Raw genomic sequence first — 15,271 nt, 5'->3', positions numbered from 1 at the left:
CAGTGGACCTGCACTTCGGCGACAGCAAACCGACGGACGAGGAACGGGCCGCGGTGGACGCCCTGCTGGGCCCTCCCGAGTCCTCCTGGGAGGGCGCCGACCGCTCCGACGCCGACCTGCGCTGGGCGCGCGGCGGGCGGGCGGCCCGCGACCGGCGCGAACTGCTGTTGCCGGGGCTGCACGCGATCAACGACCGGGTCGGCTGGATCAGCGACGGCGCCCTGGACTACCTGTGCCGCCGGCTGACCGTGCCGCCGGCGGAGGCGTACGGGGTGGCCACCTTCTACTCCATGTTCTCCGTCAGACCGCGCCCGGCGACCGTGCTGCACGTGTGCACGGACCTCGCCTGCACCGCGGCGGGCGCCTCCGAGGTGTGCGCCGGCATCGAGGCACGGCTCGGTCCCGGCGTCTCGGTGGAGCGCAGCCCCTGCCTGGGCCTGTGCGAGCGGGCTCCGGCCGCGCTCGCCATCAAGGCGGGCGATCCGGTGCGTACGGCGGTGTCGGCACCGGCGACGGCCGAGGCGGCCGTCCTCGCCGCGAGCGCGCCCGACTCCGCGCCCGAGGAGCCGCCGGCGGCGCTGGCGATCCCCCAGGCCGGCGACCCCGCCCTCGTCCTGCTGCGCCGCGTGGGCGTGGTCGACCCCGCGAGCCTCGACGACTACCGCGCCCACGGCGGCTACAGCGCCCTGCGCCGGGCCTTCGCGCTCGGCCCCGCCGGCGTCATCCGCGAGGTCACCGACTCCGGCCTGGTCGGGCGCGGCGGCGCCGCCTTCCCCACCGGCCGCAAGTGGCAGGCCACGGCGTCGCAGCCCGACCACCCGCACTACCTGGTGTGCAACGCCGACGAGTCCGAGCCGGGCACCTTCAAGGACCGCGTGCTGCTGGAAGGCGACCCGTACGCGCTGGTCGAGGCGATGACGATCGCGGCGTACGCGACCGGCGCGCACCGGGGATACGTCTACCTGCGCGGCGAGTACCCGCGGGCCCTGCGCCGCCTGGAGCACGCGATCACGCAGGCACGCGCGCGTGGCTTCCTCGGCGACGACGTCCTCGGCCAGGGCTACGCCTTCGACATCGAGATCCGGCGCGGTGCGGGCGCCTACATCTGCGGCGAGGAGACGGCCCTGTTCAACTCCATCGAGGGCTACCGGGGCGAGCCGCGCTCCAAGCCGCCGTTCCCGGTGGAGAAGGGCCTGTTCGGCAAGCCGACGGTCGAGAACAACGTCGAGACGCTGGTCAACGTCCTGCCGATCCTGACCATGGGAGCACCGGCGTACGCGGCGATCGGCACCGGGACGTCCACCGGCCCCAAGCTGTTCTGCGTCTCGGGCAGCGTGGACAGGCCCGGCGTCTACGAGCTGCCGTTCGGGGCGACGCTGGGCGAGGTGCTGGAGCTGGCCGGGGTCCGCCCGGGCCTGCGGGCGGTCCTCCTCGGCGGAGCCGCCGGCGGCTTCGTACGGCCCGACGAACTCGGCATCCCGCTCACCTTCGAAGGCACTCGCGCGGCCGGGACGACGCTCGGTTCGGGTGTCGTGATGGCCTTCGACGACACCGTGCCGCTCCCCCGGCTGCTGCTGCGCATCGCGGAGTTCTTCCGCGACGAGTCCTGCGGGCAGTGCGTGCCGTGCCGGGTCGGGACCGTGCGCCAGGAGGAGGCGCTGCGCCGGATCGCCGAGCGCACCGGCGCGGCGGCCGCCGACGACGTCGCACTGCTCAGGGAGGTCGGCCGCGCGATGCGGGACGCCTCGATCTGCGGTCTGGGACAGACCGCCTGGAACGCCGTGGAATCCGCCATCGACCGTCTGGGGGCGTACACATGACCGTGACACCGCTGGGGATCCCGCGCCGGCTGCTGGAGTTCACCCTCGACGGCCAGGAGGTCAGGGTTCCGGAGGGCGCGACGATCCTCGACGCCTGCCGGGCGGCCGGAAAGGACGTGCCCACCCTGTGCCAGGGGGACACCCTCCGGCCCAAGAACGCCTGCCGGGTCTGCGTCGTCGAGGTCGAGGGCTCCCGTACGCTCGTGCCGGCCTGTTCGCGCAGGGCCGAGCCCGGCATGGTCGTCCGCACCGACAGCGAACGCGCCCGGCACAGCCGCAGAATCGTCCTGGAGCTGCTCGCCTCCTCGGTCGACTTGTCGACGACTCCACAAGTCGCCGAATGGATCAAGGAGTACGAGGCGAAGCCGGACCGTTTCGGCCCGGACGCGGCCCGGCTGAACGAGGAGCCGAAGGTCGACAACGACCTGTACGTGCGCGACTACGACAAGTGCATCCTGTGCTACAAGTGCGTCGACGCCTGCGGGGACCAGTGGCAGAACACCTTCGCGATCTCCGTCGCCGGACGCGGCTTCGACGCGCGGATCGCCGTCGAGCACGACGGCCCGCTGACCGAGTCGGCGTGCGTCTACTGCGGCAACTGCATCGAGGTGTGCCCCACGGGAGCGCTGTCGTTCAAGTCGGAGTTCGACATGCGGGCGGCGGGTACCTGGGACGAGTCCAGGCAGACGGAGACGACCACGGTGTGCGCGTACTGCGGAGTGGGCTGCAACCTGACGCTCCACGTGCAGGACAATGAGATCGTCAAGGTCACCTCCCCGCACGACAACCCGGTGACCCACGGCAACCTCTGCATCAAGGGCCGCTTCGGCTACCAGCACGTACAGAACCGGGACTGAGGCACACATGGGACGAGTCACGGAACGACGCAAGGTGATCCGCATCCGGGACGGCGCGGTCTCGTCCCGCCCGGACACGCTGGTCGCCGAGGAACCGCTGGAGATCCGGCTGAACGGCAAGCCGCTCGCGATCACCATGCGCACCCCGGGCGACGACTTCGCGCTGGCGGCCGGCTTCCTGGTCAGCGAGGGCGTGCTGGCCGAGCAGGGCGACCTGCGGAACATCGTGTACTGCGCGGGCGCCACGGTGGACGGCTCGAACACGTACAACGTGGTGGACGTGAAGACTGCGCCGGGTGTCACCGTCCCCGACATCACCCTCGAACGGAACGTCTACACGACGTCCTCCTGCGGCCTGTGCGGCAAGGCGAGCCTCGACGCGGTGCGCACGACGGCCCGCTGGCCGATCGCCGACACTCCCCCGGTCCGGGTCGAGCCCGGCCTGCTCGCGAGCCTCCCCGACCGGCTGCGCGCGGCCCAGCGGGTCTTCGACCGGACCGGGGGCCTGCACGCGGCGGCCCTGTTCGGCGAGGACGGCGAGCTGCTGGACGTCCGGGAGGACGTGGGCCGGCACAACGCGGTCGACAAGCTGGTCGGCCGCGCCCTGCAGAACGGCGACCTGCCGCTGTCCCGAACGATCCTGCTGGTCTCCGGCCGGGCCTCCTTCGAGCTGGCGCAGAAGGCGGTGATGGCCGGCATCCCGGTCCTGGCGGCCGTCTCGGCGCCCTCCTCGCTGGCCGTGGACCTGGCCGCGGAGACCGGGCTGACCCTCGTGGGCTTCCTGCGGGGCGCCTCCATGAACGTGTACGCGGGCGAGGACCGCATCGCCCTGCGGACCGCGGCCGCCCAGGGGTGACCGCCTCCCCGCGGCACGGCGGCGGGGCCCCGACCGGCGGGGAGCGCCCCCTGCGCCGAGGGGCCCCGTCTCAGGTCCGGAACGCCGACACGAACGCCTCGACCAGCGGGGAGTGGCGGCCGGCGGCCCGGGCGAGGAGCACCTGGGCGGGTTCCGCGTCCGTCACGGGCACATAGGCGATGTCCGGGCGGGTGTACTGCGCGGCGACCGACTCGGGGACCAGGACGACGCCGTGTCCGGCGGCCACGCGCGCCAGCTGCTCCTCGACGGTGCGGATCGGGACGTCCTCCGCCGCCGCGTGGGCGTAGCGGGGCCGCGGTTCGCCGTGCAGGTCCGCCAGGGCGAGCTCGTCCTTGCCGGCGAGCCGGTGATCGGCGGGCAGCATCGCGAGCCGGCGCTCGGCGAACAGCGGCAGCAGGTCCAGGCCCGCCTCCCGCACCGGCGCGCGGACGAAGGCGACGTCGACGGTGCCGTCGAGGACCAGCTCCTCCTGGTCGTCCCACTCCACGCGGCGGGTCTCGATGTCGGCGCCGGGACGGACGGCGCAGAAGGCCCGCAGACCGCGGGAGAGCATGATCCCGGCCCGGAAGCCGACGACCAGCAGACCGGGCCGGTCGGCGGCCCGGCGCGCCCGGTGGCGGGCGGCGCCGGCGCTCGCCAGCAAGGGCCGCGCGTCGTCGAGGAACTGGCGTCCCGCCGCCGTGAGCGCCACGCCGTGACTGTCCCGTGCGAAGAGGGTGACCCCCAGGTCCTTCTCCAGGGCCCGGATCTGACGGCTCAGCACCGGCTGCGCGATGTGCAGCCGCTCGGCCGCGCGGCCGAAGTGCAGCAGTTCGGCGACCGCGAGGAAATAGCGCACCTTCCGCAGGTCGAGGTCCATGGACGGGTGTCCCTTCCGGTCGGCCTGCGGCGATGCCTTCAGGGTATCGCCGCCGCCGGAAGAGGTCTTGGACGGCCGTGCGGGGAGGGCCGCAGGCTGGGGGCGCAACGGCACTCCGGGGAAGGGAGCGGCACATGGGCCTGGCAGGGCAGCGGGTCGTCGTCATCGGCGGTACGACGGGCATCGGGCTGGGGGTCGCGGAGGCGGCCGCCCGGGAGGGGGCTGAGGTGGTGGTCGCCTCGCGCAGCAAGGAGAGCGTCGAGGGCGCCCTCGCACGACTGCCGCAGGGCGCGGAGGGACATCTCCTGGACGTGTCCGAGGAGACGCGGGTACGGGACTTCTTCGCACGGCTCGGCGCCTTCGACCACCTGGTGTTCACGGCCGGCGAGCCGCTGCGGCCGAAGCCGCTGCCGGAGGCGGACCTGGCGCAGGCACGGGGTTTCCTCGACACGCGGCTGTGGGGGACGTACGCGGCGGTGAAGTACGGGGCGCCGCTGATCCGGGAGGGGGGTTCGATCGTGCTGACGTCGGGCACGGTGGCGCGCAGGCCGCTGCCGGGGGCCAGCGCGGTGGCGGGCGTGGGCGGGGCGCTGGAGTCGCTGACCAGGGCGCTGGCCCTGGATCTCGCGCCGCTGAGGGTCAACGCGGTGGTGCCCGGAACGGTGCGCAGCGCACTGTTCCGGGACCTGCCCGAGGCGGAGCGCGAGGCCCTGTACGCCTCGGCGGCGCGCCGGCTGCCGGTGGGCCGGATCGCCGAGCCGGCCGATGTCGCCGAGGCGTACCTCTATCTGATGCGGTGCGGCTTCAGCACCGGCTCGGTCGTCCTCGTGGACGGCGGTGCCGTCCTGGTCTGAGGCCCGGACTCAGCCCCGTACGAACCGCACCTGCGCCGCCGTCACGACCGTCCCCAGCCGGGGGAAGTCCAGCCGTACCGACGCCTCGTGTTCGGCGGCGGTGAACGCGGCCATGGCGTCCTCGACGAAGACCAGGTCGTAGCCGAGGTCGCCGGCGGCGCGGGCGGTGGACTCGACGCCGAGGTTGGTGGCGATGCCGCCGAACACGACGGTGGTGACGCCGCGTTCGCGCAGGAGGCCGTCCAGGCCCGTGCCCTGGAAGCCGCCGATGGTGCGTTTGACGACCTCCAGGTCGCCGTCCCGGGCGAGGCCCGCCGCCAGTGCGCTGCCGGGCGGCTGCTCGGCGACGCCGGGCCGCTCGACCCGGACGAGGACGACGGTCGCGCCCGCCGAGCGGAACGCGGCCGCCAGCTCCTCGGCGGTGGACAGGACTTCGGTGCCCTTTCGGGGCTCCAGGGGCAGCGCGACGATCCGGTCCATCAGATCGACGAGCACGAGGGCGCTGCGCGCCGGGTCGAGGGCGAGGGGTGCGGTCATGACAGAACGTTATCGGTCGTCAGCCGTCCGTGCCGGAGATCCGGATCAACAGGCCCGTGAACTGGTCGCGTTCGGCCGGCGAGAGGGGCGCGAGGAGCTCGTCGTTGGCCGCGCGGGCGGCCTTCTCGCAGCGCGCGAGGAGCCGGGCGCCCTCCTCGGTGAGGGACACCGCGTTCTTGCGGCGGTCCTTGGGGTCCGGCGCGCGTACGACGAGGCCGGCGGCCTGGAGGTCGTTGAGGACGCCGACGAGGTCCTTGGGGTCGAGGTGGACGCCTCGGCCGAGGTCCGCCTGAGCGACGGGGGCGAGGTCACGGACGGCGGAGAGCACCACGTGGTGCCACATCTTCAGCCCCTCGGCGGCCAGCGCCCCGGCCACCAGGGCGCGTCCGCGGGCGGCCGCGCGGCCGAGCAGCCAGCTGGGCAGGGAGCGGATCGCGGCGAGCGGGGCTTCGGGCATGAGGGGAGTCTAGGCGAAAAGTCGTTGGTGTTCCCCATGAAAGGCGATACCGTTGGGACTCCCAACGAGTTCTGGAGGTGCGATGCGCCGCGTCCGCTACGACCGCACCGGTGGCCCCCTGTTCCTGGAGGAGACCCCCGTGCCCGCACCCGGCCCCGGCGAACTCCTCGTCCGCTGCGAGGCCGTCGGCGTCACGCTTCCCGTCGTCCGCAAGGTCACCGAGGCCGCCGAACCGATCCCGCTGGGCGGGGAGGTCGCCGGGGAGGTGGTGGCCGTCGGGCAGGGGGTCGCTCGTTTCCGCCCCGGCGAGCGGGTGACCGGGCTGGTCTTCGGACACGGATACGCCGACTTCGCCCTGCTGGGTGAGGCCATGGCCTCGCCGGTGCCGGATTCCGCGTCCGCCGTCGACGCCGTCGCCCTGGTCCGCAGCGGGCTGGTCGCCCTCGGCGCGCTGGAGGCGGCCCGCCCCGAGCGCGGCGAGGCGGCGCTCGTGACGGCCGCCGCCAGCGGGGTCGGGCATCTGGCGGTGCAGCTGGCGCGGACCCGGGGCGCCGGCCGCGTGGTGGGTGCCGTCTCCGCCCCGGAGAAGGCCGGATTCGTGCGCTCCCTCGGCGCCGACGATGTCGTCGTCTACGGCGACGAGAGCTGGGGCGAGCCGGTCGACTACGTCCTGGACGCGGTGGGCGGCGAGCTGCTCACCCCGGCCGTCGGCGCGCTCGCCCCGGGCGGGCGGCTGGTGGCGTACAGCTCGGGCGGCGGGACCGTCCGGGCGTACGACCTTCTCGTGGGCGCGAAGTCGGTGACCGGCTTCCAGCTGGCGCGGATCGCGCGCGGACGGCCGGAGGTGTACGAGCGCTGGCGCCGTGAACTGTGGCGGCTGTTCGCGGACGGCGCGCTGAGGCCCGCCGTGCACGGGGAGTTCAAGCTGGAGGAGGCGGCGAGGGCGCATGCGGCGGTGGAGTCCCGGAGCAATCTCGGCAAGGTCGTACTCCGTCCGTGAAACCGACACGTGCACGGTCCTTGTGAGGGTTGTGGGACTGAAATACCGTCAGCTGAGCGTACCCAGGACGTGGGATGTCCGGATGTTCAGACACCTGAAGGGCGGGTCCCCCCACCATGCCGTCGACGCTTGGCGCACGTCTGAGATCCCCCCTGACCGCGGTGCTCACCGCCGCCACCCTCCTCGCCCTGCCGGGCACCGCGCACGCGGGAGCGACCGCGCACAGCGCCGAGTTCGAGCAGCAGGTGCTGTTCAAGGCCGGCCAGGACCCGGGGTACGCCTGCTTCCGCATTCCGGCGGTCGTGCGGAGCGCGCACGGCACGCTGCTGGCGTTCGCGGAGGGGCGGGTGCTCAACTGCGGGGACGCCGCCGACATCGACATCGTGCTCAAACGCTCCGAGGACGGGGGCCGGACATGGGGTCCGCTCCAGGTCGTGAACGACGGCGGCGGTGACACGCACGGCAACCCGGCGCCGGTCGTGGACCGGGAGACCGGCCGGGTGCTGCTGGCCGAGACGTACAACACGGGCCGTACGGACAGCGGCAGTTGCACGGTGCCGTGCGATCGCACCCCGCATCTGCAGTACAGCGACGACGACGGGCTGACCTGGTCGAAGCCGCGTGACCTGAGCGCCGAGATCCTGCCCGCCAACTGGAACTCCTGGTACGCCACCGGCCCCGTGCACGGCATCCAGCTCACCCGCGGCGCGCACGCCGGGCGGCTGCTGTTCGGCGTCAACACCGAGACGTGGGACGGCACCCGGGTGACCGCCAACCACGCGGCGCTGATCGTGAGCGACGACGGCGGCGACCACTGGCGCGCGGGCGCCACGGACTCGTGGCCGATCGCCGCCGACGGCACCTTCCGGCAGAAGCCGTCCGAGGTCACGCTCGCCGAACGCGCCGACGGCTCCGTCCTGGTCAGCGGCCGGGAGCAGGACGGCACCGACCTCGGCCACCGCACCCAGGCCGTCAGCGCGGACGGCGGCGACACCTTCGCCGCCCCCTTCCGGGACCTGCCCGACCTCTACGCGCCCCAGGTGCAGGGCGCGCTGCTGTCGCTCGGCGACCGCCTGCTGCTGTCCTGCCCCGGCGACCCGGACCGCCGGCGCACCATGATGATCCGCTCCTCCTACGACGGCGGGACCACCTGGGACAGCGTGGACCGCGGCACGGTCGTGACGACGGACTGGTCCGGCTACTCCGACCTGGTGGCCGTCGACGACGACACGGTGGGGCTGCTGTACGAGGGCGGCGCCGTCGACGCGCGCGACGAGATCCGCTTCGCCCGCTTCACCGAGGACTGGCTCCGGCCGCGCCGCGGCCCCGACCCGACGACCGCCGACCTCGCCCCCGGCGCCCCGCCCGTGGCCGTCCTCGGCGGCGCCCAGGCGACGGACGGGGCGCTCTCCTTCGACGGCGTGGACGACGCCGTACGCCTGCCCTACCGGGACCAGCTCCCGCTGGGGACGAAGGACTTCACGGTGTCGCTGCGGTTCAGGTACACGGCCGCCGGCGGGGAGCAGCCGCTGCTGTGGATGGGCGGGACCGGCACCAGTCAGCCCCAGGTGTGGCTGCGCGGCGAGCCCGCGAACAACCGCCTCCAGGGCCTGATCACCGTGCGCGACGGGGTGGCGGCACCGCAGTCGGCGTACGTGCGCACCACGGGCGCCTACAACGACGGCCAGTGGCACCACGTCGTGCTGCGGCGCGGCGGCGGCCTGCTCACCCTCGTCGTCGACGGCACGGCGCTCAGCACGCCCGACGTGCCCGGCTCGGTCAGCCGCAACTCGCCCTTCGGCGTGCACATCGGCCAGCGCATGGACAGCAGGGCCTACTTCACCGGTGCGATCGACGACGTGCACGTCTGGGACCGGGCGCTCGGCGACGCCGAACTCGCGAGCCCGGACACGGCGGTGGCCAACACCGTCCTGTGGCTGCCCATGGACCAGGTGAGCGCCGCCCAGTAACGTCCCCAAGCGTGCCCGACGACGCCCGAGCACGACAGCGCACGGGAACCGGCCTCGGTCTGCTGCTGACGCTGGTTCTCGGGGCGGTGCTGCTCACCGGCCTGCCCCGGCACGGTGCGGGGCCGGGCGGCTGCGCTGCCCACGCGGTGGTCTCCGCCACGCCGGACACCTCCCTCACCGCCGAGTTCGCCCGCTACGGCGACGACGCCGGCCGCACCGACGACTGGACCGGCGGCGACGGCACCCACTCGGTGCGGCTGCCGGACGGGCGGGTGCTGTGGCTGTTCTCGGACACCTATCTCGGGCAGGTGCACGCGCCGCCCAACCCGGTCGGCGAGTCGTACGCCTGGCGGGACACCAGCGCGCCGCTGGTGCGCAACTCGGCGGTGGTGATGGACCGTTCGGGACGGCTGCGCAGCACCCTGCCCGCGCCGCTGTTCCCCGATCCGGCGCCGGACCAGTGGCGCTGGCCGGTCGCGGCCCGCGTGGAGCCGCGCGCTCCGGGGTCACCGGAGAAGGTCGTCCGGGTGCTGTTGTGGGTGCGTACCGCGGGGCAGTCGCCGTGGATCTACGGGGTGCCCACGGCCACCGAGGTGGCCACCCTGTCGCTGCCCGACCTGCGGGTGGAGTCGATCGTGAAGGTTCTCGACCAGCAGCTCGTCGGCGACCCCTCGCGGCGCGTGCTGTTCGGGACGACGCTGGTGCAGGAGGGCGGCTGGACGTATGTGTTCGGCGGGGACGACCGGCAGGCGGCGTCCCGGCCGGCCTCCTCGGCGTATGTGGCGCGGGTGCCGGAGGGGCGGCTCGGCCGGCCGTCCGCCTGGCGGTACTGGGACGGCACGGGGTGGAGTCTGCGGCCGCGGCCGCTCGGCGGGGCCCGGGTGGGCAGCGCGTACTCGGTGGTGCGCACCGGGGAGACGTACATGCTGTTCACCATGGCGGCGGGCGCGCGGGGGCTGACCACCGTGACCTCGTACTGGGCCTGCTCCCCTGCCGGGCCGTGGCACGGCCCGGCGAAGGGCTTCACGGCCTCGCTGCCGCGGTCCGGGGTGGCCGCGTACAACCCTCAGGCGCAGCCCGCCGTGTCCCGGGGCGCCGGCGACGGCGGGCGGCTGGTGCTCAGTTACGACGTCAACTGGCTGGAGACGACCGGGGCCTCGGCCGGCATCAACGCGAACGTGGCCCTGTACCGACCGCGGTTCGTGACGCTGCGGGTGGCCCGGACGGGGTGAGTTGCCCGGGGGCGTCGTGCGCGCGGCGCCTGGCGATCACCGCGCAGACCATCAGCTGCATCTGGTGGAAGAGCATCAGCGGCAGCACGGCCAGCGAGGCGTGCGCGCCGAACAGCACGCCGGCCATGGGCAGTCCGGAGGCGAGGGACTTCTTGGAGCCGGCGAACTGGATGGCGATGCGGTCCTCCCGGCCGAAGCGCAGCGCCTTGGCGCCGTACCAGGTCAGGGCCAGCATCACGGCCAGCAGCACGGCCTCCACGACGAGCAGGCCGCCGAGCCGGGCCGGGCTCACCTGGTGCCAGATGCCCTGCACCATGCCCTCGCTGAACGCGGTGTAGACGACGAGCAGGATCGAGCCGCGGTCGACGAGCCCGAGCACCTTCTTGTGCCGCGCCACGAAACCGCCGATCCAGCGGCGCAGCACCTGCCCGGCGAGGAAGGGCAGCAGCAGCTGCAGGACGATCTTGACCAGGGAGTCGGCGCTGAAGCCGCCGCCGCTGTTGCCGAGCAGGGCGGCCGCCAGCAGCGGGGTGACGACGATGCCGACCAGGGAGGAGAAGGAGCCGGCGCAGATCGCGGCGGGCACGTTGCCGCGGGCGATGGAGGTGAAGGCGATCGACGACTGGATGGTCGACGGCACCAGGGTGAGGAAGAGCAGGCCCTGGTAGAGGGGGTGGGTCAGGAAGACCGGGACGAGTCCGCGGGCGGCCAGACCCAGCAGCGGGAAGACGACGAACGTGCAGGCGAGGACGGTGACGTGCAGCCGCCAGTGGCGAAGCCCGTCCAGCGCCTCGCGTGTGGACAGCCGGGCGCCGTAGAGGAAGAAGAGGAAGGCGATGGCGGCGGTGGAGGCACCGGAGGCGACGTCGGCCGCCGTCCCGCGGGCCGGGAAGAGGGCCGCGAGCCCCACCGTCCCGAGCAGCAGCAGGATGTAGGGGTCGACCGGCATCCAGCTCGGCCATCGCAGGCGTTTCACGGTGCTCCACTTGCTTGTCGCGGTCGGCGGTACGGGGACGGGGTACCCCCTCTCCATCGTCCTCCTCCCACGGCTGATCGGGAATCCGTCATACCACTCTCACTGTCATCACCGTTCGCGATAACCGGCTAGGGTGTTCCCCGTGTACGACCCCGCTCACCTGCGCACTTTCCTGACCGTGGCCCAGACCCTGAGCTTCACGCAGGCCGCCCGGCGGCTCGGGCTGCGCCAGTCGACGGTCAGCCAGCACGTGCGGCGCCTGGAGGACGCGACGGGACGCACCCTTTTCTCCCGGGACACGCACTCCGTGGAGCTGACGGAGGACGGCGAGGCCATGCTCGGCTTCGCCCGCCGGATCCTGGAGGTGCACGAGCAGGCGACCGCGTTCTTCACCGGCACCCGGCTGCGCGGCCGGCTGCGGTTCGGCGCCTCGGAGGACTTCGTGCTGACCCGGCTGCCGGAGATCCTGGAGGGTTTCCGGCACGAGCACCCGGAGGTCGACCTGGAGCTGACGGTCGAGCTGTCGGGCACGCTGCACGAGCGGCTGGCGGCCGGCAAGCTCGACCTGGTGCTGGCCAAGCGGCGCCCGGAGGACCCGCGGGGCGAGCTGGTCTGGCACGACGAACTGGTGTGGATCGGCGCGGAGCGGCTGCGGCTGGACCCGGACCGCCCGGTGCCGCTGATCGTGTTCCCGCCGCCGGGCATCACCCGCGCCCTGGCCCTGGAGGCCCTGGAGCGGCAGGGCCGGGCGTGGCGCATCGCCTGCACCAGCGGCAGCCTCAGCGCCCTGATCGCCGCCGCGCACGCGGGCCTGGGCGTGATGGCCCACTCCCGCGGCGTGATCCCGCCGGGCCTGGTCCGCGTCCCCGACCGCTTCGGCCTGCCGGAACTGGGCCGCGTCGACTTCGTCCTGGTGCACGGCCGCCGCCGTACGGCGGCCCAGGGCGCGGCGGACGCGCTGGCGACGTCGATCCTCGCGGCCGGCGCCCGCTTGCAGCGCAGGCGGCCCGCCTAGGACGCCGCCGCGAGGCGTGGCCCTTCGAGCGGACGACGGGACGTTCGCCACGGGCCCTAGCGGGGTGCCTGCCGGTACGTCAGTTGTTTGATGCGGCGCAGGTACGGTGCCGCCTCCACGTGCTGCACGCCCTGGAGGCCGCCGAGCGGGCCGCTGAGGTAGGCGTACAGGCCGGCGGTGTCCTGGAACACGGCGGTCGCCATGAGGTTGGAGGCACCCGCGGTCGCGGTGACGAAGGCGATCTCGTCGTGGGCGGCCATGGCCTCGCCGACGGCGTGCAGGGCGGAGGGGGCGGTGGTGATCCACAGCGCGGCGGAGAGCGGGCGGCCGAGGAGCTCGGGGTCGTACTCGACGTCGAGGTAGATCGCCCCGGACGACACCAGCGCGGCCAGCCGGCGTTTGACGGCGGACTCGGAGCGGCCGGTGGCGCGCTGGAGTTCGGGGTAGGTGGCGCGGCCGTCCCGTTCCAGGGCGGCGACCAGGGGCTCGTCCTCGGGGGCGATGCGGGGCGGGCCGGTGACCGGCACCGGTTCGGCGCGCAGCGCGGCGATCTCGTCGGGAGCCAGCGCCCGGAACTTCTGCAGCCAGCCCGAGGGGCCGCCGAAGAAGCGGTACAGCAGTTGGTGGGCCCGGATCTCCATGACGCTCGGGGTGCGCGGCAGCTTGGCCAGCAGCAGGTCGTCCCGCTCGCCGGGGGTGCGCGGCCGGGTGCCGCAGATCAGCTCGGTGCCGCCGGAGGCGAGCGCGATCCAGTTGGTGTCCGGGCGTTTGGCGAGCGCGTCGGCGATGGCCAGCGCGGTGTCCGGCACGCACCGCAGCCGCAGCATCCACTGGTCCAGGCCCAGCGGTTCGGGATCGCGGACGGCCACCACCCGCAGCCCGCCCTCGGCGCACAGCCGCCGGTAGCGGCGTGCCACGGTCTGGTCGGAGACGCCGAGCACCTCCCCGATCCGGGCGAAGGACGCGCGCGCGTTCACCTCCAGCGCCGCCAGCAGCCGCAGGTCCAGCCGGTCGAGGGTGTGGCATTCCAGGGCCATGCGGTGCTCTCCTGTCGGATTCCGGCGACGACCCGGCCGTTTCTCCTGCGATCGGCCGCGTGCCGTCCATCGTACGGAGGCATACGCGTCCGACGGACACGGAGCCCACGGACACAGAGCACAGGGAGTTGAGGACATGCGTACATGGGGGCCGCTGACGGCGGTGTGCCTGGGCACGTTCATGTTGTTGCTGGACGTGACGATCGTGGTGGTGGCGCTGCCGGACATGGCGCGCTCGCTGCACGCGTCGCTGAGCGATCTGCAGTGGGTGGTCGACGGCTACGCGCTCGCGCTGGCCGCGCTGCTGCTGGGGGCGGGGGCCGCCGCCGACATCCTGGGGCGGCGCCGGGTGCACGTCGCGGGCGTGGCGCTGTTCGCGGCGGCCTCGCTGTTGTGCGGGCTGGCCCCGGGGCCGGGGACGCTGGTCGCTGCCCGGGCCGTGCAGGGGGTGGGCGCGGCGGCGATGTTCGCGACCACGCTGCCGCTGCTCGGCTCGGTCTACCAGGGGCGGCGGCGGTCGGCGGCGCTCGGGGTGTGGGGCGCGGTCAGCGGCGGGGCCGCGGCGGTCGGGCCGGTGCTCGGCGGGCTGCTGACGGAGGGGCCCGGCTGGCGGTGGATCTTCTTCGTCAACCTGCCGGTGAGCCTGCTGGCGGTCTGGCTGACGCTGCGCGTGGTGCCGGAGTCGCGCGGGCCGCGGGGCATGCGGGTGGACTGGCTGGGGATGGTGACGTTCGCGGGCTTCGCGGGCGGGACGACGTACGCCGTGGTGCGGGCCGGCGAGGACGGCTGGGGCTCGTCGGTGACGCTCGCCTCCTTCGCGCTGGCCGCGCTCATGCTGGTGGGCTTCGTGCTGGTGGAGCGGCGGGCCGCCCATCCGCTGCTGGACCTCGCGCTGCTGCGCAAGCCGGCCTTCGTGGGCGTGATGGTGGGCGCGCTCGCCTTCAACGGCGTGGCGTTCGGCGTCATCCCGTACACCTCCATCTGGCTGCAGACGCTGCTGGGCATGAGCCCGGTGCGCGGCGGGCTGACGCTGCTGCCGATGACGGTCGCCGCGATGGTGGTCGCGGTGCTGGTCGGCAGGCTGCTGCACGGGGTGCCGGCCCGGATCACCGTGGGCGGCGGACTGCTGCTGATCGGTTCGGGGTGTGTGTGCCAGGCCGTCCTCGGCGCGGGCTCGGACTGGACGGCGCTGCTGCCGGGGCTGGTGCTGGTCGGCGTGGGCACCGGGTTCGTGTCGCCGACGGTCGCCGGCGCGGCGCTGGCGGCGGTGCCGGCCGAGCGGTCGGGCATGGCGGGCGGTGCGGTGAACACGGTCCGGCAGCTGGGGTACGCGCTCGGCGTGGCGGTGTCCGGGACGGTGCTGACCTCGCGGATGGGCGACACGCTCCCCCGGGACGCGGCGCACGCGCTGGCCGGCGGCGGCGCGGCGGGCCTGCGCGGCGCCTTCTCCGAGCACGCCCTGCGTTCGGCGTTCGCCTCGGGGCTGGACACGGCCTTCCTGGTGGCGGGGCTGGCGGGCATGGTGGCCGCCGCGCTGGTCATCGTGCTGGTCAGGGCTCCGCACGGGCACCGGGCCCCAGTGACGGAATCGGGCTCCGCGACGCTGACCAAGGAGACGGCCGCACCTCGCCGCTGAGGAGACCCGGGCCGTGCTCGGGTCGTACAGATTCAGTGGAGATTACGGGCCCGAAACTTACTCAAGCGTCAGTTTTCTGTCCGACCCTTCCCGATGTGAGCGCATTTTCCAGCCCATGACCTGGCTGTAAGTGAGCTTTGCTCG

The 15,271-nt window shown here is 73.8% G+C and carries 14 protein-coding genes; 9 read left to right on the top strand and 5 right to left on the bottom strand.

Annotated elements, in window-relative coordinates:
• Nucleotides 1–2 precede the first annotated feature (2 nt).
• From ACYF6T_RS09415 to fdhD, 3 genes are read left to right on the top strand one after another with little or no spacing between them, the layout of a single operon-like run.
• Nucleotides 3–1,820, top strand: coding sequence for an NAD(P)H-dependent oxidoreductase subunit E (locus tag ACYF6T_RS09415; RefSeq protein WP_461695064.1), 1,818 nt, complete (start codon nt 3–5; stop codon nt 1,818–1,820).
• A complete protein-coding gene (locus tag ACYF6T_RS09410; protein ID WP_461695063.1) occupies nt 1,817–2,677 on the top strand; it encodes a 2Fe-2S iron-sulfur cluster-binding protein in 861 nt (286 codons plus the stop codon). The genes ACYF6T_RS09415 and ACYF6T_RS09410 overlap by 4 nt, the downstream gene beginning before the upstream one ends.
• Before the next feature lie 7 nt (nt 2,678–2,684).
• On the top strand, nt 2,685–3,533 hold the full coding sequence (gene fdhD, locus ACYF6T_RS09405; protein ID WP_461695061.1) for a formate dehydrogenase accessory sulfurtransferase FdhD: 849 nt from the start codon (nt 2,685–2,687) through the stop codon (nt 3,531–3,533).
• A 70-nt stretch (nt 3,534–3,603) separates the two neighbouring features.
• On the opposite strand, the gene ACYF6T_RS09400 is transcribed toward fdhD, so the two are convergent.
• A complete protein-coding gene (locus ACYF6T_RS09400; RefSeq protein ID WP_461695060.1) occupies nt 3,604–4,413 on the bottom strand; it encodes a LysR family transcriptional regulator in 810 nt (269 codons plus the stop codon).
• Between the two features lie 134 nt (nt 4,414–4,547).
• Here ACYF6T_RS09400 and ACYF6T_RS09395 point away from each other — a divergent pair, with 134 nt between their 5' ends.
• A complete protein-coding gene (locus ACYF6T_RS09395) occupies nt 4,548–5,267 on the top strand; it encodes an SDR family oxidoreductase (protein WP_461695058.1) in 720 nt (239 codons plus the stop codon).
• 9 nt (nt 5,268–5,276) lie between these two features.
• Here ACYF6T_RS09395 and ACYF6T_RS09390 read toward each other — a convergent pair whose 3' ends face one another.
• Complete coding sequence (locus tag ACYF6T_RS09390) at nt 5,277–5,804, bottom strand: isochorismatase family protein (protein WP_461695057.1); 528 nt, start codon at nt 5,802–5,804, stop codon at nt 5,277–5,279.
• Between the two features lie 19 nt (nt 5,805–5,823).
• Nucleotides 5,824–6,261, bottom strand: coding sequence for a MarR family winged helix-turn-helix transcriptional regulator (locus ACYF6T_RS09385; RefSeq protein ID WP_461695056.1), 438 nt, complete (start codon nt 6,259–6,261; stop codon nt 5,824–5,826).
• Between the two features lie 82 nt (nt 6,262–6,343).
• Between ACYF6T_RS09385 and ACYF6T_RS09380 the strand changes: the two genes are divergently transcribed.
• The 3 genes from ACYF6T_RS09380 to ACYF6T_RS09370 all read left to right on the top strand — a co-directional run bounded on the left by ACYF6T_RS09380 (nt 6,344) and on the right by ACYF6T_RS09370 (nt 10,463).
• Nucleotides 6,344–7,261, top strand: coding sequence for a quinone oxidoreductase family protein (locus tag ACYF6T_RS09380; protein ID WP_461695055.1), 918 nt, complete (start codon nt 6,344–6,346; stop codon nt 7,259–7,261).
• Nucleotides 7,262–7,377: 116 nt separating this feature from the next.
• Complete coding sequence (locus ACYF6T_RS09375) at nt 7,378–9,231, top strand: exo-alpha-sialidase (protein WP_461695054.1); 1,854 nt, start codon at nt 7,378–7,380, stop codon at nt 9,229–9,231.
• An 11-nt stretch (nt 9,232–9,242) separates the two neighbouring features.
• On the top strand, nt 9,243–10,463 hold the full coding sequence (locus tag ACYF6T_RS09370) for a hypothetical protein (protein ID WP_461695052.1): 1,221 nt from the start codon (nt 9,243–9,245) through the stop codon (nt 10,461–10,463).
• Here the strand turns inward: ACYF6T_RS09370 and ACYF6T_RS09365 are convergent.
• The gene (locus ACYF6T_RS09365) at nt 10,399–11,412 is read right to left on the bottom strand and encodes a bile acid:sodium symporter family protein (protein ID WP_461695185.1); all 1,014 of its coding nucleotides are present in this window, start codon (nt 11,410–11,412) and stop codon (nt 10,399–10,401) included. The two genes, ACYF6T_RS09370 and ACYF6T_RS09365, sit on opposite strands and share 65 nt — an antisense overlap.
• A gap of 169 nt (nt 11,413–11,581) precedes the next feature.
• Here ACYF6T_RS09365 and ACYF6T_RS09360 point away from each other — a divergent pair, with 169 nt between their 5' ends.
• Nucleotides 11,582–12,454: a LysR substrate-binding domain-containing protein gene (locus ACYF6T_RS09360; RefSeq protein WP_461695051.1), complete on the top strand. Its 873-nt coding sequence runs from the start codon at nt 11,582–11,584 to the stop codon at nt 12,452–12,454.
• A gap of 56 nt (nt 12,455–12,510) precedes the next feature.
• On the opposite strand, the gene ACYF6T_RS09355 is transcribed toward ACYF6T_RS09360, so the two are convergent.
• Nucleotides 12,511–13,491: an Lrp/AsnC family transcriptional regulator gene (locus ACYF6T_RS09355; protein ID WP_461695049.1), complete on the bottom strand. Its 981-nt coding sequence runs from the start codon at nt 13,489–13,491 to the stop codon at nt 12,511–12,513.
• 136 nt (nt 13,492–13,627) lie between these two features.
• Here ACYF6T_RS09355 and ACYF6T_RS09350 point away from each other — a divergent pair, with 136 nt between their 5' ends.
• The gene (locus ACYF6T_RS09350; protein WP_461695047.1) at nt 13,628–15,127 is read left to right on the top strand and encodes an MFS transporter; all 1,500 of its coding nucleotides are present in this window, start codon (nt 13,628–13,630) and stop codon (nt 15,125–15,127) included.
• The last annotated feature ends 144 nt before the right edge of the window (nt 15,128–15,271 follow it).

It is taken from the genome of Streptomyces sp. 7R007 (assembly GCF_054850255.1).
This window is presented reverse-complemented; position numbering and strand designations above follow the sequence as displayed.

Bases quoted from the DNA above. Each gene is read 5' to 3' on its own strand.
- ACYF6T_RS09410 (WP_461695063.1), top strand. From the start codon at position 1,817: ATGACCGTGACACCGCTGGGGATCCCGCGCCGGCTGCTGGAGTTCACC.
- fdhD (WP_461695061.1), top strand. From the start codon at position 2,685: ATGGGACGAGTCACGGAACGACGCAAGGTGATCCGCATCCGGGACGGC.
- ACYF6T_RS09400 (WP_461695060.1), bottom strand. From the start codon at position 4,413: ATGGACCTCGACCTGCGGAAGGTGCGCTATTTCCTCGCGGTCGCCGAA.
- ACYF6T_RS09395 (WP_461695058.1), top strand. From the start codon at position 4,548: ATGGGCCTGGCAGGGCAGCGGGTCGTCGTCATCGGCGGTACGACGGGC.
- ACYF6T_RS09390 (WP_461695057.1), bottom strand. From the start codon at position 5,804: ATGACCGCACCCCTCGCCCTCGACCCGGCGCGCAGCGCCCTCGTGCTC.
- ACYF6T_RS09385 (WP_461695056.1), bottom strand. From the start codon at position 6,261: ATGCCCGAAGCCCCGCTCGCCGCGATCCGCTCCCTGCCCAGCTGGCTG.
- ACYF6T_RS09380 (WP_461695055.1), top strand. From the start codon at position 6,344: ATGCGCCGCGTCCGCTACGACCGCACCGGTGGCCCCCTGTTCCTGGAG.
- ACYF6T_RS09375 (WP_461695054.1), top strand. From the start codon at position 7,378: ATGCCGTCGACGCTTGGCGCACGTCTGAGATCCCCCCTGACCGCGGTG.
- ACYF6T_RS09365 (WP_461695185.1), bottom strand. From the start codon at position 11,412: ATGCCGGTCGACCCCTACATCCTGCTGCTGCTCGGGACGGTGGGGCTC.
- ACYF6T_RS09355 (WP_461695049.1), bottom strand. From the start codon at position 13,491: ATGGCCCTGGAATGCCACACCCTCGACCGGCTGGACCTGCGGCTGCTG.
- ACYF6T_RS09350 (WP_461695047.1), top strand. From the start codon at position 13,628: ATGCGTACATGGGGGCCGCTGACGGCGGTGTGCCTGGGCACGTTCATG.